Genomic DNA, 24,762 nt, shown 5'->3' with positions numbered 1-24,762 from the left:
GCGTGCCCGGCCTACGGTGGGCGAAGATAGGTCTTGCCACGGCGGTTCTCAGGAGGCCGCGCGTATCTCCTTCTTGTCTGGTACGAAGCTGAAGCTGAAGGTCGTGCCCTGGCCCTTCAACAGGCGCACCTCGCCATTGAGCTGGCGCGCCAGGATCTCCACGAGTTCCATCCCGAAGGAGCGATCGCGGAGATACCCACCATCCTGTCCAAGCCCCTGGCCATCATCGCTGAAAAGCAGTTCATAGCCTTCACCCGCAGGCCGCACCACGATGCGGATGTGTCCGTGCTCGCGACCGGTAAAGGCATGTTTCACGGCGTTGGTGAGCAGTTCGTTCACCATCAGCGTCAGGGGCATCTGGGTCTCCTCCGGGAAGCCATCGAGCGGACTCGCCACGCTCACGGACACCCGGTCATGCAGGCCATAGGCCACGAGTACTGTGCGGGCCAGCTGCTCCAGATGGGACTTCAGCGAACCGCCCTGGCCACCACCTGAGCGGTAGATGTGCTCATGCACCAATGCCATGGAGCGGATGCGTCCCTGGGCTTCGCGGAACTGCTTCTCCAGTGCGGGGTCCATATGCATGCTGCCCTGGATGGTCAGCAGGCTGTCCACCACCTGCAGGTTGTTCTTTACGCGGTGATGGATCTCCTTGATGAGCATCTCCTTCTCCTCCTCGTTCACCAGTGATTCGGAGAGACGCATGTTCTGGCGTTGCAATTCCAGGTTCTTGGCGCCGATCTCCTCGCTTTGCCGGCGGATCACCTCGGTCTTCAACTTCAAACGGCGGTTCATGCGCAGCGCATGCCGCATGGTGAAGCCCAGTACAAGTGCCAGTGCGAAAAGTACCACGGACATGACGATGAGCCAGCGGTTGTAAGCGCGCTGGTCGGCGATGGCCTCTTCATTGATCACGTTGCGCACCAGCAGCTTCGCGTTGTCCTCGTCGCGGCGCTCGAGCTGGTGCATCACCTGCATGCCCACCATTTTCATTTTCACACGGGCCAGGTCCAGGGAATCATCCGTGGCCTTGATGGCCTGGAGATAGCGGACGGCCTCTTCCCACTGGTGCTGCTCCAGCGCCCACTGGTAACGGGCATGGCGCAGGGCATCGCGTTGCCTGAAGGAGAGTCCCGAACCGGTGGATCGTTCCGCCTTCTGGATGTGTTGGTCGGCCTCCTTGAAGCGGCCCAGCAGGGTATGGTTGCGAGCCAGGGCGAGGTCCACTTGGAACCGTTCCGATCCGCTGTCGCCGCTCTCCAACTCACGCTCCGCACGCGTGAGCATGGGCAGGGCGTCGGTGGGTCTGCCCTGGTCCAGGAGCACCTCGCCGATCTGGCGCCAGAGCGTGGCTTTAACGGGCATGGTGCCCGCGCTCTCAATGCGTTTCAAGGCCGCGTTGCCCACGGTGATGGCCTCGTCATGGCGGCCCGCGTCACGCAGGCAGCGCACCAGGTCGGCATGCGCTTCGGCGATGGTGTGTTCGTCGTTGGTGGGCAGCAGGATGGCCACGGCATTGCGCGCCTCATCCACGGCCCTGTCCAGGAGTCCCTCGAAGTGATAGGCATCGGACAAGGCTCGCAGATCCCGGGCGATGGCCTGGGGGTCGCCCATGACCTTGGAGATCTCCAAGGCACGGAAACGGGTCTGCAGGGCATCGGCATAAAGTCCAAGGGCGGTCTCCGCATCGGCCTTCACCTGCAAGGCCTGCAGTTCGGCTTTCTGGTCGCCGGACCGCTCCGCATAAGCCAGGGCATTGCGCGCGTAGCCCAAAGCGCCGGGCGGATCCACGGCCATGGCACGCTCTGCCAGGTTCACAAGCGCATCGGCTTTGAGCCCTGCCGGTGCCTGGCCGGTCAAGGCTGAGCGCAGGCTGTCTTCAGGCGGGGATGACCAAGCGGGCAGCGCCGTGAGCGCGAGCGAAAGGCGGATCAGGGTGCGGATGGCGCTTCTAATGGTGCAGGACATGGCGGAGCCTTCTAACGAGCGCATCCGGCCAGGGTTGCGGGTCCGATGGGCGCCCGATCCTATGTTTGGCCCCATGGGCGTGAAGGTGGAGGTCTGCGTGGCGGGGCTCGCGGAAGCGAATGCCGCATTCGAAGCGGGTGTGGACCATATCGAATGGTGCACCTGGCCCGAATGCGGAGGCACCACCCCCAGCCTGGGAAGCATCCACATCCTGCAGCGCGCGGTGCCCATGCCCACCAGGATCCTGGTCCGGCCCACACCAGGGCATTTCCATTACACCGCCGAGGAGTTGGACATCATGCTCGCGGATGTGGGGGCCATCAGGCGCCTGACGCCGGATATGGGTATCGTGGTCGGGGCCTTGGGCTCGGATGGACTACCTCACGTGCCCTTTCTGGAACGCGTGATCGATATCACGCAGGGTATGGAGATCACCTTCCATCGTGCGATCGACCATGCCAGCGACATGGAGCGTGCGATGGCCATCCTCTTGGACCTGGGCGTGCACCGCGTGCTCACCTCCGGCGGCGCGGTACGGGCCCTGGATGGTGCACCCATGCTGGCGCGCATGGTGATGATGGCCGGGGGGAGGACGACGGTCGCGGCCGCTGGCGGGATCCTGCCCGATGATGTGGTCGAACTCGTGCGTGTTACCGGTGTAGGCGAAGTGCATTTCGCGGCGCGCGGGCCATCTTCCCAGCCTCCCAGGGGTGTGGCCATGTCCTCCGGGGATGCCCGCGCTTGGGATACCGTACCCGACCGGGAGAAGGTCCAAGGCGTGTTGAACGCTTTGATGGATGCCGGACTCCGATGAGGTGGTGGGTCATTCTCCTGTTGGGCGGCGTCATCTTCTCCTGCGGTCGCGGAGAGGCGGGGGGCAGGAAGGAAACGCGGATCGAGCTGCATACGGGTTGGCGGGTCCATGAGGCCGGTGCCGATGGATCCCATGCGGCCGAAGTACCCGGCACGGTGCATACCGACCTGATGCGAGCCGGTGTGATCCGTGATCCCTACCACGGTACCGAGTTGGCCAATGTGCAGTGGGTGGAGGACCGCGAATGGGTCTACACCATGTCGTTCGAGGTGTCGGCCGGCACATGGGAACACGATCATTTGGATCTCGTCTTTGAAGGACTGGACACGTTCGCGGAAGTGCGGCTGAACGGCGCGGGCATCGGGTCGGCGGACAACATGCACCGCACCTGGCGCTTCCCTGTGAAAGGGCGGCTTCGCACAGGCAGGAACGAACTTGAAGTGCGTTTTCGCTCAGCGGTGCTGGCAGGGGAGGAGCAGATGAGGGCTTACGGCCGCTCCCTGCCCGCCGATAATGATCAGGGGCGTGTGAAAGTGGCACCATTCGTCCGTAAGGCCGGTGTGCATTTCGGTTGGGACTTCGCGCCGCGGCTGGTCACCTGCGGCATCTGGAGGCCGGTCCATCTGCACGGCTGGGATGATGCGCGCATCACCGGCGTGCAGGTGGAGCAACGGGCGCGGAATGGACAGCGTGAGCTGCGCATCCGTCCCGCTCTGGAAGGCACGGCACCGGCCCACGCGATTTGGCGAGCGACGATCGATGCCGCGAAGGTGGCCACCGGCTCCCTGGAGGCTGGTGTGCGGATGATGCTGCCCGATACGGGGCTGTGGTGGCCCGCTGGCATGGGTGATCAGCGTCTCCGCGATCTGCGTGTGGAGCTGATCGTGGGTGAGCGGACCATGTCCACCTGGCAGGGCAGGATCGGTCTGCGGGACATCCTGCTCCATCAGGAGCCTGACAGCCTGGGCACCCCGTTCTCCTTCGTCGTGAACGGGGTTCCACTATTCGCCATGGGCGCCAACCTGGTCCCCCCGGACCAATTCCTGCCGCGTGCTGGCGACAGGGCCTGGGTGGATCTGGTCCGGGCCATGGCCGAAGCGAACATGAACATGGTGCGTGTCTGGGGCGGAGGCGTCTATCCGCCGGAGGCCTTCTTCGATGCCTGTGATGAAGCGGGCATCCTGGTGTGGCAGGACCTCATGTTCGCCAACACCATGGTGCCGGACGGGGATCCGTTCCTGGCGAACGTGCGCGCTGAAGTGGAGGAGCAGGTGACGCGCTTGCAGCATCGCGCCAGTGTGGCGCTCTGGTGCGGCAACAACGAGATCGATGTGGCCTGGCACAACTGGGGCTGGCAGAGGACCTGGGAGATAGCGCCCAAGGATTCCATGCGCATGTGGCGGTCCTACGCGAACCTCTTCCAGGAAGAAATGCCGCGTTGGATCTCCGCATTGGATGACCGGCCCTATGTCCACACTTCTCCCTTGAGCAATTGGGGCGACACGGAAGGGCTTCGCCATGGCGATCTGCATTACTGGGGCGTGTGGCACGGGGATGAACCCTTCGAGGCATTCACTTCCAACGTCGGACGCTTCGTCAGCGAGTATGGTTTCCAGTCCTACCCGTTCTGGGAAACACTTGAGGCCATCGCAGGGCCTGGCGATCTGGAGAATCCCGGCTTCTGGTCCTCACGACAACTGAGCTACAAGGGTGATGGTGCGATCGCCCGTTTGGCGGAGCGGTACATGGGACCGGTGAAGGACCGTCGTGATCTGGTGGAGAAGAGCCAGGCCCTGCAAGCGATGGCCTGCCGCATGGCGATCGAAGCGCATCACGATGCTCGGCCACATTGCATGGGCACGCTGCTTTGGCAATTGAATGATGTCTGGCCCGGAGCCAGTTGGTCGCTGATCGACCATGCCGGCCGCCGCAAGCCGGCCTATCACGCGGTGCGTAGTACGTATGGGCGCATACGGGCCGGTGGGCGCTGAAGAACAGGCTCTTGTTCGTCGAGGTCGCCAAGCATGGCCCATCCACCTGTCGTGGCGGTTACATTTGAGTGTCCCTTTCGTTCCTCCAAATACCGGGAAGCATGCGAAACATTCTATCCACACTGTTCATCGCCCTTTGCTGCACGAACGCGATAGCCCAGGGGGATTGCCTCACCAACTTCCAGTTCCCTGCGCAGGCCGTCGTCCCCAATGCGAATGGCACGGTGACCAACATCTCCACCTGCAATCTGGCACAGGAGCACAGCCGGATCACCAACATATTCGCAGGGGCCAACTACCAGTTCACCGCATCGGCCGGCGCATACATCACGGTTCGGCAGGGTACGGCCAATGGGCCGGTGGTGGGTCAAGGGTCCAGCCCCGTGTCGGTACAGGCGGTGACCAACGGCGATCTCTTCGCGCACTACACCGCCGACGACCAATGCGCATTCGGCGTGTTCTGCGTCGTCACCACGGTGCAGCTGTTGCTCAATTGCACACCGCCCCAGGCGGGCTATTCCGTGATCGAGGATTGCATGGCCTACACCTTCACGATCCAGGTCTCCGTGAACAGTCTGGGGGATGGTGCGCATGTGGACATCGTGCAGACCGTCGGTGCCGACGTGACCATTCTGGAGGAGCTCGGTACCGGACCCGTGACGCTGGGACCCTTCCCACTGGGTACCGTGGTGAACGTGGTGGTGCAGCATGAGAGCGATCCCGCCTGCACTTTGGTGCTGGGCAACATCACGGACAGCGGGAATTGCCCCACCCAGGTGGTATGTGGTACGGAACTGAACGAGATACACTGCCACGGCAACAACCAGAACGTCATATTCAATTACGCCGGCACCGGACCCTATCCATTGGCCATTCTCTTCAATGCCGGCTTCCTGGAGACCTGCTGCGATTGGCTTCGGGTTTATGACGGCCCCGACATCACGGCGCCCCTGCTCACACCTGCCCAGGGCATCAACGGCAATCTTGCAGGCCAGCTCTTCATCAGCACCAACCCGCAGCACGCGCTCACCCTGCGCATCACCACGGACATCTCCATCTCCTGCGTCACGGGTCAGAACGCGGCCCTGGACTGGACGGCCTCCTGTCTGGATTGTGCGCCACCGGCCACCACCTTCCAACTCGTGCAGGATTGCGCCAACGCCCAGTATTTCATCGAGGTCGGCATCACGGATGTCGGAACGGCGAACACGCTGAACGTCACCAACACCGCCGGGGCACCAACCTTCCAGGTCACCGAGCCGGGCACTTACCAGGTGGGACCGATAGCAACGGGAACGCCGGTGCAGGTGACCGTGGCGCACGACTCCAATTCGCTGTGCAATGTGACGAGTCCGGTCTTCATCAACCCCTTGTGCCCGGTGACGATCTGTGGTGCCGAGGTGTACGAGGAGACCTATTGTTACGGCGCGAATGAGAACAAGGCCTGGGCCTATGAGAAGCCCGGCGCGGCCGGTACGCTGCACCTGAAGTTCCTGCGCGGCACCATCGAGAGCAGCACCTGGGACCGCTTGCGCATCTTCGACGGGCCGGACAACACCGCGCCATTGCTGTTCCAGCACACCTTCTCGGCCACCTACAACCTGGGGCCTCCGGGCAGTGCCATCAACAACAACTTCAACGCCTACTACGATGTGGATGTGGAGGCCACGGGAAACAACCTCTACATGGAACTCACATCGGATGGCAGCATCCATTGCACCAGCCAGAGCAATTACGACCCCTTCGAGTGGGAGGTCTATTGTGATGGCTGCGCCGCACCGGGCATCGCCTATGAGATGGTGCCCGACTGCCGCGACCGCACCTTCATGGCCGAGGTGGTCGTGAGCGATCCTCCTGGCGCCGCCGGCCTGCAGATCGTGAACACCATCACCAGCGAGACGATCCTCGCATCAGCGACGGGCACATACGCCTTCGGACCCTACCCGCAGAACACGCCCGTGGAGTTCATGGTCGCCGAGGCGGACAATCTGGAATGCGCCTATTACAGCGGAACGCTCACCTACGACAGCCAGGACTGCGTGATGGTGACCTGTGGCTACGACAACTTCAACTATTGTTACGGCAACAATGAGGACCGTTGGTACACCTGGCAGGCCGCCCAATCCATGCCCATCACCATCGGCTTCTTCCAGGGGCAGATGACCGGTACGGACCGGATCATCGTTTACAACGGCTTCAACGAGAACGCCCCCGTGCTCTTCCAGGGCAACAACGGTGGAAGCTTCCTCGGCTTCGCAGTGAATTCCCTGAACCCACAGAACGCGATCACGATGCGCATCCAGTCCGATGGTGCGGGCTCCTGCCAGGACAACGCGGCGCTTGCCGAGTTGCAATGGTTCGTGGTCTGTGGCATGGTGGGCCTGGAGGAAACGATGGCTCCGGCGTTCAGCCTGCATCCCAACCCCACGGAGGGAACTGTTTTCATCACGTGGTCCGGAGCTTCGGGCGCCGCATCCATGCGCGTGCTTGATGCCGCTGGCCGAACCGTGCTGGAGCACCGGTTGGTGCTGACCGCCGAGGGCTTCCACACGATCGATCTGGGCGGACTGGCGAACGGGCAGTATGTGATGCAGTTGATCACACCGCACGCGGTGCACAGCGAACGCGTGCAGGTGCAACGCTGACGATGTCGATCAATACGGCTCCACGAGGATCTCGTCGGTGAAGATCCAACCAGGATGCCCCGCGCCGGGGTGCCATTCCGGGCACGGGCCGATGCTGGTGGCCATGACCTTGATGTAGCGCACACGCTTGTCCATGGGTTCCGTCCAGAGGTCCATCTTCATGGCGCCCTCGGCGTCCTGCGGCACCGGGTTGGCTACTTCCATCGTGCTCCATTGGCGCTGGTTCATGCTCACGGCGAAAGTGACGTTGGCGGGATACCAGATCCAGCTGCGGATGTCCTGCAAGACGCCCAGCCCGAGCCTTCTTATGCGCATGGGCCGGCCCAGGTCCACGGTGGCAAGCACGTCCTGGGCCTCGAAGCCCTGCCACTCGCCGGTGCGGAAGTCCTGCCCCCCGCGCAGCCCGTCCACCAGCGCCTGGTCGCCACCGGCGGCGTATTGCGGCGCGTAATTGCTCTCGAGTTCCACCGTGCGGTCATTGTCGCGCTTCACGAATCGCGCACTTACCGGCATGCCTTTCCTACCCGTGCCATCGGCGCAGATGGCCCGCACATACCCATCGCGGTACAGGGTCACCTCGTTGTCCCGCACGCGGGGGTTGCGCTTCGGATCGAAGGCGTCATGCTCCGTGTTGATCACGATATGCCAAGGTCCTGGGATGCTGGTGACGGAGATGCGCACCGAATCGGCGAACGCCTGGCCCGGAGCCTGGATGATGGGCACGGGCATGGGGCCGGGATCGCGCCTGCGATCCTCGCGCTGGTCGGGCACAGGAGCGGAACCAGGCCGTGGTCCCAAGTAGAAACGCAACTCACCGCCTTGCATCAACGCGGCGTGGTCCATCCGGCGGAAACCAGCGGTTTCGCCGCCATTCCAACTGATGCTTGTGACATGGTCGCGCGAGCCGCCCTCGCTTTCACCGATGATCCTCAACCGCCGCCCATCGCCAAGGTGGATGACCGCCTCCGGGAAGCGCGGCAAACCCAGCGTGTAGTTCGGATCACCGGGGTCGATGGGATAGAGGCCCAGCGCGCTGAGCACGTACCAGGCGCTCATCTGCCCGCAGTCCTCGTTGCCGGAAAGCCCGTCCGGCGCATCGGTGTACAGATCGTCCATGATGCGCTTCAACCACACATCCATGCTGTAGTGGCGCGATGAAAGGGAATAGAGGTAGGCGTAGTTGTGGCTGGGCTCGTTGCCATGCGCGTACTGGCCGATCAAGCCGGTGATGTCGCTCTGGTCGCGGCCCGTGGTGCGCGTATCGGCCGTGAACAAGGCGTCAAGCTTCTCCGTGAGACCCGCCTGGCCACCGAGCAGTTCGATGTAGCGCTCCATATCGTGCGGCACGAAGAGGGCATAGTGCCAGGCATTGGCCTCGGTGAAGTGGAAGTTCACCTCATGGGGGTCGAAGGGTTCGATGAAGCCGCCATTGCGTCTCGGCCGGAAGAATCCGGTCACCGGATCGAAGAGGTTGTGCCAATTGCGCGAGCGGGCCTTGTAGTGGGCGGCGATCCCCTGCCGTCCCAGGGCTTCCGCATAGCGCGCGATGCAGGCGTCGTTGTAGGCGTACTCCAGGGTCTTGCTCACGCTTTCGGGTTCGTCCTCGCTGCTGATGTAGCCCCGCTCACGGTAGTGCTTCAGACCGAAGCGGTCCAACTCCGCGCTGGAGACCATCGCTTCCAAGGCCCGTTCCTCATCGAAGCCCCGAATGCCCTTCGCATGGGCGTCGGCGATCACGCTCACGGCGTGGTGGCCGATCATGCAGTCTGTCTCGTTGCCCCAAAGTTCCCAGATGGGCAGCCGCCCGCCCTGCTGGTGGTGCAGCAGCATGGTGCGGATCCAATCCCTGGTGCGGTCCGGTTCCAGGATGGTCATCAGGGGATGCAGGGCCCGGAAGGTGTCCCACAGGCTGAAGACCGTGTACACATCATGGTCCGCATGATGGACCTCGCCATCCATGCCCCGGTAATTGCCGTCGACATCGTTGAAGATGCAGGGGGCGATCATGGTGTGGTAGAGCGCGGTGTAGAAGATGCGCCGGTCGCGTTCCTCGCCACCCCTGATGTGGATCCGGCCCAATGCGCGGTCCCAAGTGGTCTCCGCTTCGCGCTTCACCTGGTCGAAGTCCCAATGGGGCACTTCGGCTTCCAGGTTCTTGCGGGCACCTTCGATGCTCACCGCGCTGATGCCGACCTTCACCACGAGCGGTTCGCCCATCAGGTCGCCGAAGCGCAGGATGTCCTGGCTGCGCTGGTGCGCGGCGATGGTCTCCGCCAGCGGGTTGTCCGCCTCGCGTGGCGCGAAGGGATGGCTGGTGCGTATGCAATAGAACAACCGCTGGTCGCGTGCCCAGGAACTGGATCGTCTTTCGCCTGTCACCTCACGGTCGCCCACGCGAACGATGCTGGCGTTCTCCACAAAGTCACGGTGTTCCAGGTCGATCGTCAGGAAGGCCTCCTTCCCCGCAGGGAAGGCGTAGCGGTGCATGCCTGTACGCGGTGACGCGGTGAGTTCCACCCCCACATCAGGCCCATCCAAATGCACACGGTAGTATCCGGCATGCGCATGTTCGGACGCCTTGTGGAAGGATGAACGGTACCGGTTCGGATCGGTGGTACCACTTCCCGTGGTGGGCATCAGCAACACATCGCACAGGTCGCTTACACCGGTACCGCTCAGGTGCGTGTGGCTGAAACCGTATATGATGCTGTCGCTGTAATGGTATCCGCTGGCGCCGTCCCAGTCGTGTATGCCGTCGGGGCGTGTGTCGGGACTCAACTGCACCAGGCCGAAAGGCACGCAGGCGCCGGGGAAGGTGTGGCCGTGGCCGCCGGTGCCGATGAAAGGGTCCACCAGGGTGGTGGCGATCGGGGATTGGCCATTCGAAATGGATGCGGAGAGGAACAGCGCTATAGCGAGTGTCGCATGCATGGCCAGCCCCATGGGCCCACCTGTCAGGTAAGGAGTGTCGGTGTTCGTCATGTCCTACGGATCGAAAGGGTCCCCCAGGGCCGCCGCCCCCAACAGCGCCGCGTCATCCTCCGGCAAGGCCGATGCCATGAGGTCCACGCGGCCCTGGTAGATGTTCAGCAGTCGTGCGGCGAAGCGATCGCGCAAGGGCGCCATGATCAGATCCCCGTTCCGGGCGATGCCACCGAAGAGCACGATACGCCTTGGTCCACTGAAGCAGACCGCGTTGGCGAGACCGATGGCCAGATGATCGACCGTATGGTGGAAGGTGCGCTGTGCATGCGGGTCGCTTTGGCGTGCGGCCTCCGCGATGGGCAGAACGCCTTCACCCGCCAGAATGCCATGTCCGTCCTCGGTGCCGCTGAGTTCGGCGTAGGTGCGCCGGATGCCCCGGATGCTCACATAGGCTTCCAGGCAACCACGTCGGCCGCAGGTGCATGGCCGCCCTTGCGGATGCAGGATGGTGTGTCCCAGTTCGCCCGCATTGCCCGCACTGCCCAGCACCAGCCTGCCGCCGATGATGAAGCCACTGCCCACGCCGGTGCCCAGCGTCACCACCAGCAGGTCCTCGATGCCACGCCCCGCACCGTATCGCCATTCGCCAAGGGCGGCGGCGTTCGCGTCGTTGCCCAGCACGCAGGGCACGCCCAATCGGTCCTCCAGCATGCGCGCCAGGGGAACCTCGTTCTTCCATGGCAGGTTGGGCGCCATCTCGATCACACCCGTCAGTTGGTTCGCGTTGGGCGCACCGATACCCATGGAGGTGACGCTTGCTCCGAATTCCTCGCCCATTCGCAGGGTCTCCCGGGCCAGTGTGTCCGCGAAGGCGTGCTCATCCGCATGGCCGGTGGTGGCGATGCGTGCGCGACCCACGATATGACCATCGCGTACCAGCCCGATCTTGCTGGTGGTGCCCCCGATGTCGATGCCCGCGATCATGCCGTATCGTAGCGCGCTCCGTAGCGTGCTATGTAGGCATAGCACACCAGCAGCAGGATGAAGGCGATCTGGAAACCGGCCAGGTCCGCGAACCAGCCGAGCATGGGAGGCACCACAGCACCACCGCAGATCGCCGTGCAGAGGATGCCGGATCCCTGTGGCTTCAGTGGTCCCAGGCCGTCGATGGCGTTGGTGAAGATGGTGGGGAACATGATGGAGTTGAAGAGTCCCACGGCGAGGATGCTCCACATGGCCACCAGGCCGCCGCTGTTCATGGAGATGACCAATGCCAGGATGGCGAGGCCGGAAAAGAGCGCAAGCACACGTCCCGGCCGGAACATACGCGTGAGTGCCGACCCCAAGAAACGGCCCACCATGGCGCCACCCCAGTAGAAGGCCACGAAGGCGCCCGCCACGCCTTTGCCGTCCAGGCCTTGCAGGTCGCTGCCCAGCACGGTGGACGCGATCGAGGACATGAAGGCATTGGCCCGGATGATGTCCGGCAGACCCAGGCTGAGGAAATAGCTGACGAGGTAGCTGCCGATGGCCACTTCGGCGCCCACATAAAGGAAGATGCCCAGCGCCCCCTGCATCAAGCGGGGACTGCGCAACGCTTCGGCATAGCCACCGGTGATCCGTTCACCCGAAATGCCAGGCAACTTCAGCAGCCACATGCCGATCGCCACGGCGAAAAGAACGCCCGCGATGAGGGCGAAGGGGGCTTGCACCGCAGAAGCTTCCGATACCATGTAGGACAAGCGCTCCGCATCGCCCATACCGGCGAGGGTCCGCTCATCAAGAATACGGTCGCTCAGCAGGAAGAGGGCCCCCACCACCGGAGCGATGGTGGTGCCCAGGGAATTGAAGGCCTGTGCGAGATTGAGGCGGCTGCTGGCGGTGCGCTCATCGCCCAGCACGGCCACATAAGGGTTGGCGGCCACTTGGAGCACGGTCATGCCACCGGCGAGGACGAAGGTGCCCAGCAGGAACAGGGGGAAGAGCCGGAACCCCGCAGCAGGCCAGAAGAGCAGACAGCCCAGCCCCATGATGCCAAGGCCCGCGACCATGCCCTGGCGGTAGCCGATCCTCGCCAGCAGACCGCCCGAGGGAATGGAGAAGAGGCCGTAAGCGATGAAGAAGGCGAATTGCACCAGGCCCGCTTGGAAGTAGGTGAGCGCGAAGACTTCGCGCAAGCGCGGGATCAAGGCGTCGACCAGAACGGTGATGAAGCCCCATAGGAAGAAGAGCGATGTCACCGCCACCAGCGGCATCAGGCTCGATCGGTCGTTCGCGGCGCGCATGAGGTGAGCCAAAGATGGGCGTTACATTGGCATCGATCAACACCGACCATGGTACACGATCGAAGGCGGTTCATCAAACTCGGACTGGCGGGTACAGCAGCTGTCGCGGCGGGTTGCGGCACTTCAAACGAAGCGTCTCCCGAGGAAACACCCGCACCTGCGACCGTCGGTCCGGGCGGTCCCGTGCTGCTCTCCACCTGGCGGCATGGCCTCATCGCCAACGACCATGGCCAGCGCAAACTGAATGGTGGCGGCAGCATCCTCGACGCCGTGGAGCAGGGCGTGTCCGTGGTGGAGGCCGACTTCACGAACCGCAGTGTGGGCCTCGGTGGCCTGCCCGATCGCGACGGCATCGTCACCCTCGACGCCTGCATCATGGACCATGCGGGCCGCGCGGGATCGGTGGCTTTCGTGCGGGGGTTCATCCACCCGATCCGCATCGCGCGCGCCGTGATGGAGCGTACACCGCACGTGATGCTGGTGGGAGCCGGCGCCGAACGCTGGGCGCGCGAGCAGGGCTTCACCGAAATGAACGTGGAGGTGCCGGAGGTGCGACAGGCATGGGAGGAGTGGAAGAAGAAGGGCGAGTACAAGCCGGTGGCCAACATCGAGAACCACGACACCATCGGCATGCTGGGGCTGGACGCGGCGGGTACGCTGGCGGGCAGTTGCACCACCAGCGGCATGGCCTGGAAGGTCCATGGTCGTGTGGGCGATTCACCCATAATCGGTGCCGGCTTGTTCGTGGATGGGGATGTGGGCGCCGCCTGCGCCACCGGTGTGGGCGAATTGGTGATCCGCATCGCTGGCAGCCATGCCGTGGTGGAGATGATGCGCCAGGGCATGGCGCCAGAGGAAGCCTGCCGCGAAGCGGTGCGCCGCATCCTGCGCAAGAACCCGGGCCTCAAGGACCAGCAGGTGGGTTTCATCGCCCTGCGCCGGGACGGGCTCTTCGGCACGTGGAGCATCTATCCCGGCTTCGACATGGCCGTGACCGATCGGCATGGCACCCGCGTGGTGGTGAGCGGCGCCGAATTGGAATGGGGCGCTTCCGCGTGAAGTGTTCTACCAACCCGCGGTGAGCAGGTCCAGCAATTGCTCGTCCTGCGCCAGGTTGCGAGCCGTGGCATGGGGGCGCTTGGGCACATCGATCTCGGCGGTACGCTGTTTCGCACGGGTCACACCGGTCGCTTTCGTTTCCGCCAAGGACATGTTCATCTCCAATTCCTCCCGGGTCACGACATGGCCACTGGCGGCCGCGGATGTGGCAGGTTGCGCGGCCAGATCGTCCTTGGCTTGTTCCCGGACCTCGGTGTCGAACATCGCCACGCCGCTATCGGCATCGCCTGGACCATGGCCCACCAGGTCGGTGGCGTGCGGAACGCGTGATCGCTCCACCGGCGCTTCGCCCACCGGTCGGCTGCTTTCGTTACGCGCCTCCTCAAGGGCTGTCGCGGTCGTCAAGGTCACGGTATCCGCTGTTTCCGTCTCCTGCGTGATAGCGCGCTCATCGGCCACCGGAGCGGTCTCTTCCTTGGCCTGCTTCACCTCGGCGAGGATGTTCGTGCCTTGCTCATGGCCCATCCAGCGTACCACCGTGACGGTGCCCACGATGAGCAAGGCCAGTGTGCCCAAGGCCAGTGCTGGGCGCAACCATACGACTCGGGCCTCCTTGGGCCAGAACGCGGTGGCGGCCAGGTTCAGCCAGATGCGCCAGCGCGGTTCGCGCTCGCGACGGAACACATCCATCACCGCTTCACGCACCCGGTCGTCGGCCGTGATGCCCGCATCGCTTCTGGGTGTATCGGTCATGGAACGCATCAGGCCGCGCATGGCCTGGTACTCATCGCGTCCGCTGAGATGACGCAGCACATAGGCGCGCTCCTCTTCAAGCAGGGCGTCGAAGTCGCGCTCGCGCAACAACTGTTCGATGTCCTCAGGGTCGTATCGTTCGTGGCGTTCCATCGTGCAACTGGGCATCGGGGCCGAACTCGGGCAGGCGAGCGGCCAGTTTTTTCAGGGTGTAGAAGATGCGGGACTTCACCGTTCCCTCGGAGCATCCGAAGGCGGCCGCGACCTCCTTCACGGGGAGTTCCTCCTCGAAGCGCATCAAAAAGGTGGCCTTGTGGTCCGGATCGAGCAGGTCAAGTTCCTCCTGGAGTCTTTTGCGGAAGAGCTCATGGTCCACGGCACGGCCGGCCACGGCCTCCTCGCGGTCGGTGCCGTTGCGCAGGTGCTTGTCCGCCTGGCGCACCACGGCATGGTGGCGGTAGGCGTTCTTGCACATGTTGTTGGCCACGCTGAAGAGCCAGGTGGTGAAGGGCCTTGCGCGGTCGTAGCTCGCGGGGCGCTTGGCCAGCTTGGTGAAGAGATCCTGCAGATGGTCCTGCGCCAGCTCTCGGTCCTGCCACAGCATGCGGTGGAAGTAATTGAGCAGCCTGCGGTGATGGCGGTCGTAAAGTGTGGCGAAGGCGCGTTCATCGCCTTCCACCACAAGGGTCATCAGCCGCTCGTCGCTCAGGGTGCCGTATGGTCCGCCCATCAGGCCCATGGTCAGTGTTCAAGCACGCCGCTGCGGTACAAACGGTCCGTGGCCTTGTAGCCGCGTGCCAGCTGGCGCAGCTCATGTTCCAATGGTGCGGCCTTCTGCTCTTCATCCAAAGCGCGGTAGTGCTTCAACAGCACGGCGCCGGGCAGCAAATAATTGGCCCCGATGGGACCTGCCCCGGTGGTCTTCCTCATCGCCTTCCAGTTGCGCTCCAGTTGAGGGATGTTGTCGATCGGTGTTTCGCATAAGCGCAGGGCCATCCCGGTGACATAGACCCGGTCACGCAACCCGGTGATGCGTTCGGGTCCCAGGGCGATGGACAGATATACGGGCCGGGTGGTCGCGGCTGGCAGTTCGCGCAGGAAAGTCGCCGCGTCACCCGGCACCTGGCCCCTGGCGCGGGCCTTCTCCCAGATGCGCAGGCGGTAGGCGACATCGTTCAGCATGCGCGCATCCACGGTGAGCACATCCTTGCGGTGCGCGTCAGCGGATTGTCTGGCCCAAATGGGGTAGGCGTCCATTTCACCGGCGGCGATGAGTACGGCGTTCTTTTCCACGCTGAGCAGGATGTCATCGGCCAGCACCCACAGTCCTGGTGCCACGCCACCCCGCTGCTTGAAGGCGGTGCCATAGCTGGCCATGGCGGTCTCATCGCCTCGTCGCGCGGCATCCACCAACATCGGCGCTATCAGTTCATCCCGGTCGCGGTCGCGTGCCTGGGCCAGTTCCAGGTGCTGGAAGGCCGAAGCCTGCGGGAATTCCAGGTGGAAGCGCGCGAGGTGGGTCTCGAATCCATCGGGATCGATGGCTTCCATGCCCTTCACGATGGTCTCGAGTTTCACCTGCTCCGTCGCTGGCATCACACCTTGGTTGCGGACCAGGGCCTCGTTGCGCGAGCTGCGGAACTGGTTCAGCCGGGCCTGCTGGTCCAATGGGCTCTCGCTTGCGATGGTGGTCCAGAGGTCCACGGCATCGCGCAACTCCTGGGGCTGCCAGCCGCCCTGCACGGCATCGTTCATCACGGCTGCCCGCTGGGGCGGGGCTGTCTGCGCCGGGGCCTGCGGAATGGCCAGCAGACCGGGCAACAGGAAGGGGAGGAGGCGCTTCATGCGGAAGGCTTGCGGATCACTGTACACGCACCATGCCGAAAGGTTCGATCGCCAGGGGAGCCTCAGCTACCTTTGCAAAGCAAGCCGATGATGGAAGAAGATGCCATGGCCCGCCTGCGCCAACGATTGGACGAGGTGCATGAATGGCCGACGGTCTACATGTTCAAGATGATCTTCGAGCCGGACGATGAGCGGCTGCGCGCCGTACTGGCCCTGTTCCCGCCGGAGACCGAGATCCTGCGCAAATACTCCAAAGGGGGGCGCTACCTGAGCCTCACGGTGCGCGAAGTGATGATGGACGCGGAGTCCGTGGTGGACCGCTACCGACGCGCGGGCGAGATCGGCGGGGTGATGATGCTTTGAACGATGGACCTGGTGGACATCCGCACCGCGCTGATCATCAGCCTTTCGATCACTGTGGTGGTCCTGGCTTGGAAGCGCTTCCGCGACCATGTCCGGGCCAAGGACCTGCCCGCGCCGCTGCACGCCGAACTCATCACGGTGGAAGTGGCCTACCACCCGGCACGGTTGCGGATCCTGATCAAGCTGCCAGGCCGGCAGTTGGTGCGCACCGCCCTGCTCGATGGGGACCATCGCACACTGCACGATTGGCCGGCCAGCGAATTGCATCCCGGCGAGCACGAGGTGGAGCACTTGCTGCCTGATCTGCAGGATGGCGGTTATTTCCTGGAAATGCGCACCGACACGCAACGCACCGTGCGCCTCTTCCGTCTTCGACAGGCATGAACCATCGGCTGCTCCTTTCCGCGCTCATCCTATGCAATACCGCGGTGGTGTTCGCCCAGGGCACCGGATCGCGGTCGCCCGATGTCTCCCCCACGATCAAGGTGGACCTGGCCCTGCCCGTGCCGTTGGGCAATCCGCTCTTCAACAGCGTTACCGAAACGCTTGGCCAGGTGGGCGCGGTATTCCAGGTGCCCATCTGGGAAGGGCTGGGGGTGGGCGCCGGGGCGAAGGTCACCTGGTTCGGGGTGAAGGAACGCGCGCTGGCCCCACTGCTGAACACCGGCGACATCCGGCGGATGACCTTCGTGGGCAAGCTGCAATATGAGCGCTACACCAGCGAACGGACCTTCTACGAATTGAGCGCCCGTGCCGGTCCGAGCACCTATGTCTTCAGTTGCCCCACCTGCACGGATGACAGCCGGCGAACGGTACTGCATTGGGCCTTGAACGCCGCGCTTTTCGTGCATGCCACGGACAATCTCGCCTTCAGCTTCTCCTTGGGCTACGAGACCGATGCCACGCGGTTCAGCGCCACCGATCTGGGCTTGGAAGGATTCCCTGGACGGCGCGAAAAGGCCGAAGCGCACAACTTCCAGAACCTGCTGGTGGGCATGGGCTTCAGCACGCGGTTGCGCCGCAGTGATGAAGGCCCACGGGGCTGGTGAGTGCCGTGGTCAGGCGGTGGGCTCGTCCCCCGCAGGGGGTTCCTCCTTGCCTGCATCGCCCTTGCCCACCTTCTTGCGGCCCTTGGAGACCTTGATGGTGAGGTCGTTCTTGTCCTTGTTGAGGCCCACGACGATCTTGTCGCCTTCCTCCACGGACTGGTTCACGATCTCCTCGGCCAGCGGATCCTCCACGTACTTCTGGATGGCGCGCTTGAGCGGACGTGCGCCGAATTTCTCGTCGTAGCCCTTCTCCACCAGGAAGTCCTTGGCCTCGTCGCTGAGCTTCAACTCGTAACCCAGTTCGGCGATGCGCTTGTACAGATGCCCGAGTTCGATGTCGATGATCAGGTGGATGTCCTCGCGCTTCAGGCCGCGGAAGAAGATGATGTCGTCGATGCGGTTGAGGAATTCCGGAGAGAAGGCCTTGCGCAGCGCCTTTTCGATCACCCCCCGGTTGCTGTCCTCTTGTTGGGAGGACTGAGCGGTGGTGCCGAAGCCCACGCCCTTGCCGAAGTCGCTCAGGTCGCGTGCCCCGATGTTCGAGGTCATGATGATGATCGCGTTCTTGAAGTCGATGTGGCGGCCGAGGCTGTCGGTCATCTTGCCGTCGTCGAGGGCCTGCAGCAGCAGGTTGAATACGTCCGGGTGGGCCTTCTCGATCTCGTCCAGCAGGATGATGGAGTAGGGGCGGCGGCGCACCTTTTCGGTGAGTTGTCCACCTTCCTCATAGCCCACATACCCCGGGGGGGCACCGATCAGACGGCTCACGGAGAACTTCTCCATGTATTCGCTCATGTCGATGCGGATCAATGCGTCCTCGGTGTCGAAGAGGTACTTCGCGAGTTCCTTGGCGAGTTGGGTCTTGCCCACGCCGGTAGGACCCAGGAAGATGAAGCTGCCGATGGGGCGGTTGGGATCCTTGAGACCGGCGCGGTTGCGCTGGATGGCCTTCACCACCTTGGCCACGGCGTCCGGCTGGCCGATGACGCGGCCCTCCATCTCCTCCTTCATCCGCCTGAGCTTGCCGCTTTCCTTCTCGGCGATGCGTGTCACCGGGATGCCGCTCATCATGGCCACCACCTCCGCCACGTTCTCCTCGGTGACGATGGTGCGGTTGCTGCGGCTCTCCTGCTCCCACTGCTTCTTCGCACGGTCCAGTTCCTCCAGCAGCTGCCGCTCCTTGTCGCGCAGCTTGGCGGCCTCCTCGTAGCGCTGGCTGCGCACCACCTTGTTCTTCTCCTCTTTGATGTCCTCGATCTTCTGCTCGATATCGAGGATGTTCTTCGGCACCACGATGTTGCTGATGTGCACCCGGCTGCCGGCCTCGTCCAGCGCGTCGATGGCCTTGTCAGGCAGGTGGCGGTCGGTGATGTAGCGGGCCGTGAGCTTCACACAGGCGTCAACGGCCTCTGGGGTGAAGGACACATGGTGGTGGTCCTCGTACTTCTCCTTGATGTTGTTGAGGATCTGGATGGTCTCCTCCACGGAAGTGGGTTCCACCAGCACCTTTTGGAAACGGCGTTCGAGCGCGCCGTCCTTTTCGATGTACTGGCGGTACTCATCCAGCGTGGTGGCACCGATGCATTGGATCTCGCCACGCGCCAGCGCGGGCTTGAACATGTTGCTGGCGTCGAGGCTTCCGCTGGCGCCGCCAGCGCCCACGATGGTGTGTATCTCGTCGATGAAGAGGATCACGTCCGGGCTGTTCTCCAACTCGTTCATCACCGCCTTCATGCGCTCCTCGAACTGGCCACGGTACTTGGTTCCGGCCACCAGGCTGGCGATGTCCAGGGCCACGATGCGCTTGTTGAAGAGCACCCGGCTCACCTTGCGCTGGATGATGCGCAGGGCCAGGCCCTCGGCGATGGCGCTTTTGCCCACGCCGGGTTCGCCGATGAGCACGGGGTTGTTCTTCTTGCGGCGGCTCAGCACCTGGCTTACACGCTCGATCTCCTTCTCGCGGCCCACGATGGGGTCCAGCTTGCCATCCTCGGCCAGCTTGGTGAGGTCGCGGCCGAAGTTGTCCAGCACCGGGGTCTTGCTCTTGGTGTCGCCTTGTTTGCGCTGGCCTCCAGTGGGGAATCCCCCGCCCTCGTCATCATCGTCATCGGCACTCTGCGGGCCTTGGGCCTTGGGGTGGATCCGCCCGGGGTTCTTGGGGTCCTGCGCCATGATGGCGTCCACGGCCTGCTTGGCGCGGTCGTAGTCCACCTGGAGGTCGTGCAGCACCTTCATGGCCACATTGTCCTCGGTCTTGAGAATGCCCAGCAGGATGTGCTCGGTATCGATCACCGGACTCTTGAGCAGTTTGGCCTCCAGGAAGGTGATGCGCAGCAGCTTTTCGGCCTGTTTCACCAGCGCGAGCTTGTCCTTGCTCGGGGGAGGGGCCGGGCTGGCCGGGGCCATGCGCGATTCCAACTTGGTACGCACTTCGTCCTGGTCCACCTCCAGTTCCTTCAAGGCCCGCATGGCGTTGTTGTCGCTGTCATGCAGCAGGCCCAGGAGGATATGCTCGATGCCGATGTGGTCGTGGCCATGCCGCAGGGCCTCGTCCCTGCTCTGGCTCATTACTTCCCTGACCTGCGGTGAGAATTTGGCGTCCATGCGGTGGTGGTATGCGTACTTGTGGGGGCCTTGCGGCGCGTACGGCGGTGCCAAGTTATGGGCACGGCCATCGGGAGCAAGCTAGGGATCGGCCCGATCGCGGGCCAGATCGCGATCGGCGCAATTATCCACAGCATCCTGTGCGGTCGTTTTTCCACACGGGGCGCGGCGATCGTGGATAAGATCGGGTCCATGGCCAAGGCGTGTTGAGTACTTTCGGGCCCCCGTTCAGAAGGCCCGGAAACAGCTTCCGGACCGGTGACGGGCCGACCTGAAAATGAGCGACGGAGAGAAGATCATCCAGATCAACATCGAGAACGAGATGCGCACCGCCTACATCGATTATTCGATGTCGGTGATCGTGAGCCGGGCCCTGCCCGATGTGCGCGACGGATTGAAGCCCGTGCACCGCCGCGTGCTCTTCGGCATGCAGGACCTGGGCGTGTTGAGCAACCGGCCGTACAAGAAGAGCGCCCGCATCGTGGGCGAGGTGCTCGGCAAATACCACCCGCACGGGGACGGCAGCGTGTATGACGCCATGGTGCGCATGGCCCAGGACTGGAGCCTGCGCTACCCGCTGGTGGACGGCCAGGGCAACTTCGGCAGCCTGGACGGTGACCCGCCCGCCGCCATGCGATACACCGAGGCCCGCATGCGCAAGATCGCCGAGGAGGTGCTCGCCGACCTGGACAAGGAGACGGTGGACATGCGACCCAACTTCGACGATACGCTGGAGGAACCCAGTGTGATGCCCACCCGCATACCCAACCTGCTGGTGAACGGCGCGGCCGGCATCGCTGTGGGCATGGCCACCAACATGCCCCCGCACAACCTGAGCGAGGTGTGCGACGGCATCGTGGCCTACATCGACGACAAGGAGATCACCGTGGACGGCCTGATGAAGCACATCAAGGGCCCCGATTTCCCCACCGGCGGCGTCATCCATGGCACCGAGGGCATCCGCGAGGCCTATGAGACCGGCCGGGGCAAGGTGGTGTTGCGCGCCAAGTGCCACATCGAGGAGGATGACAAGAGCGGCCGCGAGACCATCATCTGCACGGAGATCCCCTTCCAGACCAACAAGGCCGTGCAACTCGTCAAGGGCGTGGCCGATCTGGTGAACGACAAGAAGATCGAGGGCATCAGCGATGTCAACGACTACAGCGACCGCAACGGCATTCGCATCGCCTATGACGTGAAGCGCGAAGCCATGGGTACCGTGGTGCTCAACCAGTTGTACAAGTACAGTGCACTGCAGACCAGCTTCAGCGTGAACAACATCGCGCTGGTGGGCGGGCGCCCCGTATTGCTCGGCCTCAAGGCCATGATCTCGAATTTCGTCGGTCACCGCCATGATGTGGTGGTGCGCCGCACCAAGTACGACCTGCGGAAGGCCGAGGAACGCGCCCACATCCTGGAAGGCCTCCTCATCGCCCTGGACCACCTGGACGCCGTGATCGCCTTGATCCGTGGCAGCCAGACCCCGGACGAGGCCCGCGAAGGCCTGATGCGGGAGTTCGCCTTGAGCGAGATCCAGGCACGGGCCATTCTGGACATGCGGCTGCAGCGCCTCACCGGCCTGGAGCGCGACAAGATCCGCGAGGAGCACGCCGAGTTGATGAAGACCATCGCGTACCTGAAGTCGGTGCTGGCCGATGAGGGCCTGCGGATGAAGATCATCAAGGACGAGACCCTGGAGATCAAGGATAAGTACGGCGACAAAAGGCGCACGGCCATCGTGGAATCGAGCGGCGACATGCGCATGGAGGACCTCATCGCGGATGAGGCCGTGGTGGTGACCATCAGCCACCTGGGCTACATCAAGCGCACCAGCCTCCACGAGTTCCGCACGCAAAGCCGGGGCGGCGTCGGCAGCAAGGGCAGCACCACGCGCGACGAGGACTTCCTGGAGCACCTCTTCGTGGCCACCAACCACAACTATCTGCTCATCTTCACGCAGAAGGGCCGATGCTACTGGATGCGCGTATTCGATATTCCCGAAGGCACCCGCCAGAGCAAGGGCCGGGCCATCCAGAACCTGATCCAGATCGAAGGTGACGACAAGGTGGTGGCCTATCTGAACGTGACCGACCTGAAGGACACCGACCACCTGGCGAAGCATTTCGTGACGCTTTGCACAAAGAAGGGTGTGATCAAAAAGACCACCCTGGAAGCCTACAGCCGGCCGCGTGCCAACGGCATCATCGCCGTGGGCATCCGCGAGGGCGACGAATTGCTGGAGGCCAAGCTCACCACGGGCAACAGCCACATCATCCTGGCCAGCCGAGACGGCCGCGCGGTGCACTTCAAGGAAAGCGACGTGCGCCCCATGGGCCGCAACGCCAGCGGTGTGCGTGGCATGAACCTCGAGGGTGGCTCCAAGGACAACGAGGTCATCGGCATGATCGCCGTGGACGCCACCGAACTCTCCACACGCCAGGTACTGGTGGTGAGCGCCAAGGGCTATGGCAAGCGCTCGGCCATCGTGGACGAGAATGGCGACTACGCCTACCGCATGGTGAACCGGGGAGGCAAGGGCGTGAAGACCCTCCAGATCACCGACAAGACCGGCGAACTGATCGCCATCAAGGATGTCTCCGAGGACGACCAGCTGATGATCATCAACCGGAGCGGCCTCACCATCCGCATGGGGCTGGATGAATTGCGTGTGCTGGGCCGAGCCACCCAGGGTGTGCGCCTGATCGAACTGCGGAAGAACGACCAGATCGCCGCCGTGGCCAAGATCGACAGCGAATTGAAGGAAGAGGATGGCGCGGAAGGCGAGGCCGGCAGTGGAGAAACCCCGGATGGCACCGATGTTGCGAATGGGAATGGCACAGAATGAACACAACCCTGATAGGAACCCGACCATGAAGACCACGCTGACCATCGCGCTCGCCACGGCGGCACTGGCCCTTTCCCTGCCACGGCAGGCAGGCGCCCAGAACGTGAACGTGGTGAACGCCTACAACCACATGAAAGCCGGTGAACTGGCCAAGGCCGCCGAGTTCATCGAACCTGCAATTTCCGATGCCAAGACCGGCGCCAGTGAGAAGACCTGGCGCTACCGGGGCGATATCTACCGCCTCATCGCCTCCAGCGAGGACCAGGCTTTGCGGTCCATGTTCCCCGACGCCCTGGACAAGGCGATTGACAGTTACCTGAAAGCGAATGAGCTGGACGTGAAGGGCAGCTACAAGATCGAGAACGTCAAGGCCTTGGGCGCCCTGCAGGGCATGAGCCTGAACGCCGGGAACGAAGCCTTCACGGGCAAGAGCTACGATCGCGCCATCGTCCTTTATGGCAACTCGGAGCGCATCGCCAAAGCTTTCGGGCAGGTGGACACCAATGCCATCTTCAACAAGGCGCTCGCTTACGAGAGCAAGGGCGACGGGGCCAACGCCATCAAGCACTACCGCGAGGTGCTCGCCTTGGGCTATGACAAGCCCGAGGTGTACCGCTACATCGCCAGCCTGCAACGCAAGGGAGGTGACGCCGATGGCGCCATCGCCACGACCAAGGAGGGCATGGCCCGCTACCCGGACAACAAGGACCTGATCCTGGACCTGATGAGCGACCTGCTCAACGCCGACCGCAGCGACGACGCGGAACAGATCGTGAAGCTGGCGCTTGAAAAGGACCCGGAGAATGCCGTGCTACACTCCGTGGAGGGCGGTCTTTTCGACAAGAAGGCCAACGCCGCCATGGAGGCGAATGACGAGGCCGGCATGAAGCAATGGTCCGAGCGGGCCGAAGCCGCTTACAAGAAGAGCATCGAGAAGGACGCCAAGTTCTTCGACGCCTACTTCAACATCGGCGTGCTCTACAACAACCGCGCGGCCTTCGAGTACGAAAAGTGCAACAAGATCAAGAGCGACAGCGAGTACATGAAGTGCAAGAAGTTGGCCGATGACGTGTACCTGATGGCCAAGCCATACTTCGAGAAGGCCCACGAGTTGCGGCCGGACGACAAGCAGACCATCAACCAGTTGATGAAGCTCTACGCCAAGGTGAACGACCAGGCGAAGTACAAGGAGATGAAGGACAAGCTCACCAATTGAGCCTTCCCATGATCGCGCGAAGGGCCGTCCCACATGGGGCGGCCCTTCGGCTTTATGGGCCAGTAACAGGGTCTCAGGGTGTCACCGCCTTCAGGCCCACCAGCGACGCGATGAGGGCGAACAGGAAGAAGAGCCGCCAGAAGTCCGTGGGTTCCCGAAAGAGCAGGATGCCGACCAACACCGTGCCCACCGCGCCGATGCCGGTCCAAACCGCGTAGGCCGTGCCTATGGGCAGGCTTTGCGCCGCGCGGTACAACAGGGACATGCTGATCGCCAGGGCCACGATGAAGCCGGCCAGCCACCATAGCTGCTCGCTGCCCGAGGTCTCCTTGGCCTTGCCCAGGCAGGTGGCGAAACCCACCTCGAACAAGCCGGCGATGAACAGGAGTATCCAGGCCAT

At 63.4% G+C, this 24,762-nt stretch carries 18 protein-coding genes; 9 read left to right on the top strand and 9 right to left on the bottom strand.

The genetic code is table 11. From position 1 onward, the window contains the following. Positions 1-48: 48 nt before the first annotated feature. The gene (locus KIT10_02970; protein ID MCW5898207.1) at positions 49-1,992 is read right to left on the bottom strand and encodes a tetratricopeptide repeat protein; all 1,944 of its coding nucleotides are present in this window, start codon (positions 1,990-1,992) and stop codon (positions 49-51) included. A 49-nt stretch (positions 1,993-2,041) separates the two neighbouring features. On the opposite strand from KIT10_02970, the gene KIT10_02965 reads away from it, so the two are divergent. The 3 genes from KIT10_02965 (at position 2,042) to KIT10_02955 (ending at position 7,418) form a co-directional block, all read left to right on the top strand. Beyond that, positions 2,042-2,782, top strand: coding sequence for a hypothetical protein (locus tag KIT10_02965; protein MCW5898206.1), 741 nt, complete (start codon positions 2,042-2,044; stop codon positions 2,780-2,782). Beyond that, entirely contained in the window at positions 2,779-4,773 is a 1,995-nt protein-coding gene (locus KIT10_02960; GenBank protein MCW5898205.1) for a glycoside hydrolase family 2 protein, read from the top strand. The genes KIT10_02965 and KIT10_02960 overlap by 4 nt, the downstream gene beginning before the upstream one ends. A 101-nt stretch (positions 4,774-4,874) precedes the next feature. Further along, complete coding sequence (locus tag KIT10_02955; protein MCW5898204.1) at positions 4,875-7,418, top strand: T9SS type A sorting domain-containing protein; 2,544 nt, start codon at positions 4,875-4,877, stop codon at positions 7,416-7,418. 9 nt (positions 7,419-7,427) lie between these two features. Here KIT10_02955 and KIT10_02950 read toward each other — a convergent pair whose 3' ends face one another. The 3 genes from KIT10_02950 to KIT10_02940 are packed head-to-tail and all read right to left on the bottom strand — an operon-like array spanning position 7,428 to position 12,598. Then, positions 7,428-10,400 (bottom strand): GH92 family glycosyl hydrolase, encoded by a 2,973-nt coding sequence (locus KIT10_02950; protein ID MCW5898203.1) that lies wholly within the window; start codon positions 10,398-10,400, stop codon positions 7,428-7,430. Positions 10,401-10,403: 3 nt separating this feature from the next. Next, positions 10,404-11,327, bottom strand: coding sequence for an ROK family protein (locus KIT10_02945; GenBank protein ID MCW5898202.1), 924 nt, complete (start codon positions 11,325-11,327; stop codon positions 10,404-10,406). Then, positions 11,324-12,598 (bottom strand): sugar MFS transporter, encoded by a 1,275-nt coding sequence (locus KIT10_02940; GenBank protein MCW5898201.1) that lies wholly within the window; start codon positions 12,596-12,598, stop codon positions 11,324-11,326. Before KIT10_02940 ends, KIT10_02945 begins: the two co-directional genes overlap by 4 nt. Positions 12,599-12,676: 78 nt before the next feature. Here KIT10_02940 and KIT10_02935 point away from each other — a divergent pair, with 78 nt between their 5' ends. Continuing rightward, positions 12,677-13,687 carry a N(4)-(beta-N-acetylglucosaminyl)-L-asparaginase gene (locus tag KIT10_02935; GenBank protein ID MCW5898200.1) on the top strand — a complete coding sequence of 337 codons (1,011 nt, stop codon included), beginning with the start codon at positions 12,677-12,679 and terminating at the stop codon, positions 13,685-13,687. A 6-nt stretch (positions 13,688-13,693) separates the two neighbouring features. On the opposite strand, the gene KIT10_02930 is transcribed toward KIT10_02935, so the two are convergent. From KIT10_02930 to KIT10_02920, 3 genes are read right to left on the bottom strand one after another with little or no spacing between them, the layout of a single operon-like run. Continuing rightward, entirely contained in the window at positions 13,694-14,593 is a 900-nt protein-coding gene (locus KIT10_02930; GenBank protein ID MCW5898199.1) for a hypothetical protein, read from the bottom strand. Then, the gene (locus tag KIT10_02925; GenBank protein MCW5898198.1) at positions 14,565-15,170 is read right to left on the bottom strand and encodes a sigma-70 family RNA polymerase sigma factor; all 606 of its coding nucleotides are present in this window, start codon (positions 15,168-15,170) and stop codon (positions 14,565-14,567) included. Before KIT10_02925 ends, KIT10_02930 begins: the two co-directional genes overlap by 29 nt. 11 nt (positions 15,171-15,181) lie before the next feature. Then, a complete protein-coding gene (locus KIT10_02920) occupies positions 15,182-16,285 on the bottom strand; it encodes a hypothetical protein (GenBank protein ID MCW5898197.1) in 1,104 nt (367 codons plus the stop codon). A gap of 87 nt (positions 16,286-16,372) precedes the next feature. Here KIT10_02920 and KIT10_02915 point away from each other — a divergent pair, with 87 nt between their 5' ends. The 3 genes from KIT10_02915 to KIT10_02905 are packed head-to-tail and all read left to right on the top strand — an operon-like array spanning position 16,373 to position 17,697. Next, on the top strand, positions 16,373-16,648 hold the full coding sequence (locus tag KIT10_02915; GenBank protein MCW5898196.1) for a DUF493 family protein: 276 nt from the start codon (positions 16,373-16,375) through the stop codon (positions 16,646-16,648). Between the two features lie 3 nt (positions 16,649-16,651). Continuing rightward, entirely contained in the window at positions 16,652-17,032 is a 381-nt protein-coding gene (locus KIT10_02910; protein MCW5898195.1) for a hypothetical protein, read from the top strand. Continuing rightward, entirely contained in the window at positions 17,029-17,697 is a 669-nt protein-coding gene (locus tag KIT10_02905) for a hypothetical protein (protein MCW5898194.1), read from the top strand. Before KIT10_02910 ends, KIT10_02905 begins: the two co-directional genes overlap by 4 nt. A gap of 9 nt (positions 17,698-17,706) precedes the next feature. Here the strand turns inward: KIT10_02905 and KIT10_02900 are convergent, their stop codons facing one another. Continuing rightward, positions 17,707-20,301, bottom strand: a complete 2,595-nt coding sequence (locus tag KIT10_02900) for an ATP-dependent Clp protease ATP-binding subunit (protein MCW5898193.1) — start codon at positions 20,299-20,301, stop codon at positions 17,707-17,709. Between the two features lie 277 nt (positions 20,302-20,578). Here KIT10_02900 and gyrA point away from each other — a divergent pair, with 277 nt between their 5' ends. Further along, positions 20,579-23,146: a DNA gyrase subunit A gene (gene gyrA, locus KIT10_02895; GenBank protein MCW5898192.1), complete on the top strand. Its 2,568-nt coding sequence runs from the start codon at positions 20,579-20,581 to the stop codon at positions 23,144-23,146. Between the two features lie 25 nt (positions 23,147-23,171). Then, positions 23,172-24,362: a tetratricopeptide repeat protein gene (locus KIT10_02890; GenBank protein ID MCW5898191.1), complete on the top strand. Its 1,191-nt coding sequence runs from the start codon at positions 23,172-23,174 to the stop codon at positions 24,360-24,362. A 73-nt stretch (positions 24,363-24,435) separates the two neighbouring features. Here the strand turns inward: KIT10_02890 and KIT10_02885 are convergent, their stop codons facing one another. Further along, the gene (locus KIT10_02885) at positions 24,436-24,762 is read right to left on the bottom strand and encodes a multidrug efflux SMR transporter (GenBank protein ID MCW5898190.1); all 327 of its coding nucleotides are present in this window, start codon (positions 24,760-24,762) and stop codon (positions 24,436-24,438) included.

The organism is Flavobacteriales bacterium (assembly GCA_026129465.1).
Taxonomy (GTDB): domain Bacteria; phylum Bacteroidota; class Bacteroidia; order Flavobacteriales_F; family PHOS-HE28; genus PHOS-HE28.
Note: the sequence above shows the minus strand (reverse complement) of the source record. Positions and strands in the feature narration are given on the sequence as shown.

Coding starts and splice junctions, on each gene's coding strand:
- KIT10_02950 (MCW5898203.1), bottom strand. CDS start 10,400: ATGACGAACACCGACACTCCTTACCTGACAGGTGGGCCCATGGGGCTG.
- KIT10_02945 (MCW5898202.1), bottom strand. CDS start 11,327: ATGATCGCGGGCATCGACATCGGGGGCACCACCAGCAAGATCGGGCTG.
- KIT10_02890 (MCW5898191.1), top strand. CDS start 23,172: ATGAAGACCACGCTGACCATCGCGCTCGCCACGGCGGCACTGGCCCTT.
- KIT10_02885 (MCW5898190.1), bottom strand. CDS start 24,762: ATGGCCTGGATACTCCTGTTCATCGCCGGCTTGTTCGAGGTGGGTTTC.
- KIT10_02965 (MCW5898206.1), top strand. CDS start 2,042: ATGGGCGTGAAGGTGGAGGTCTGCGTGGCGGGGCTCGCGGAAGCGAAT.
- KIT10_02905 (MCW5898194.1), top strand. CDS start 17,029: ATGAACCATCGGCTGCTCCTTTCCGCGCTCATCCTATGCAATACCGCG.
- KIT10_02900 (MCW5898193.1), bottom strand. CDS start 20,301: ATGGACGCCAAATTCTCACCGCAGGTCAGGGAAGTAATGAGCCAGAGC.
- KIT10_02920 (MCW5898197.1), bottom strand. CDS start 16,285: ATGAAGCGCCTCCTCCCCTTCCTGTTGCCCGGTCTGCTGGCCATTCCG.
- KIT10_02940 (MCW5898201.1), bottom strand. CDS start 12,598: ATGCCGCTGGTGGCGGTGACATCGCTCTTCTTCCTATGGGGCTTCATC.
- gyrA (MCW5898192.1), top strand. CDS start 20,579: ATGAGCGACGGAGAGAAGATCATCCAGATCAACATCGAGAACGAGATG.
- KIT10_02935 (MCW5898200.1), top strand. CDS start 12,677: ATGGTACACGATCGAAGGCGGTTCATCAAACTCGGACTGGCGGGTACA.
- KIT10_02910 (MCW5898195.1), top strand. CDS start 16,652: ATGGACCTGGTGGACATCCGCACCGCGCTGATCATCAGCCTTTCGATC.
- KIT10_02925 (MCW5898198.1), bottom strand. CDS start 15,170: ATGGGCGGACCATACGGCACCCTGAGCGACGAGCGGCTGATGACCCTT.
- KIT10_02970 (MCW5898207.1), bottom strand. CDS start 1,992: ATGCGCTCGTTAGAAGGCTCCGCCATGTCCTGCACCATTAGAAGCGCC.
- KIT10_02915 (MCW5898196.1), top strand. CDS start 16,373: ATGATGGAAGAAGATGCCATGGCCCGCCTGCGCCAACGATTGGACGAG.
- KIT10_02960 (MCW5898205.1), top strand. CDS start 2,779: ATGAGGTGGTGGGTCATTCTCCTGTTGGGCGGCGTCATCTTCTCCTGC.
- KIT10_02955 (MCW5898204.1), top strand. CDS start 4,875: ATGCGAAACATTCTATCCACACTGTTCATCGCCCTTTGCTGCACGAAC.
- KIT10_02930 (MCW5898199.1), bottom strand. CDS start 14,593: ATGGAACGCCACGAACGATACGACCCTGAGGACATCGAACAGTTGTTG.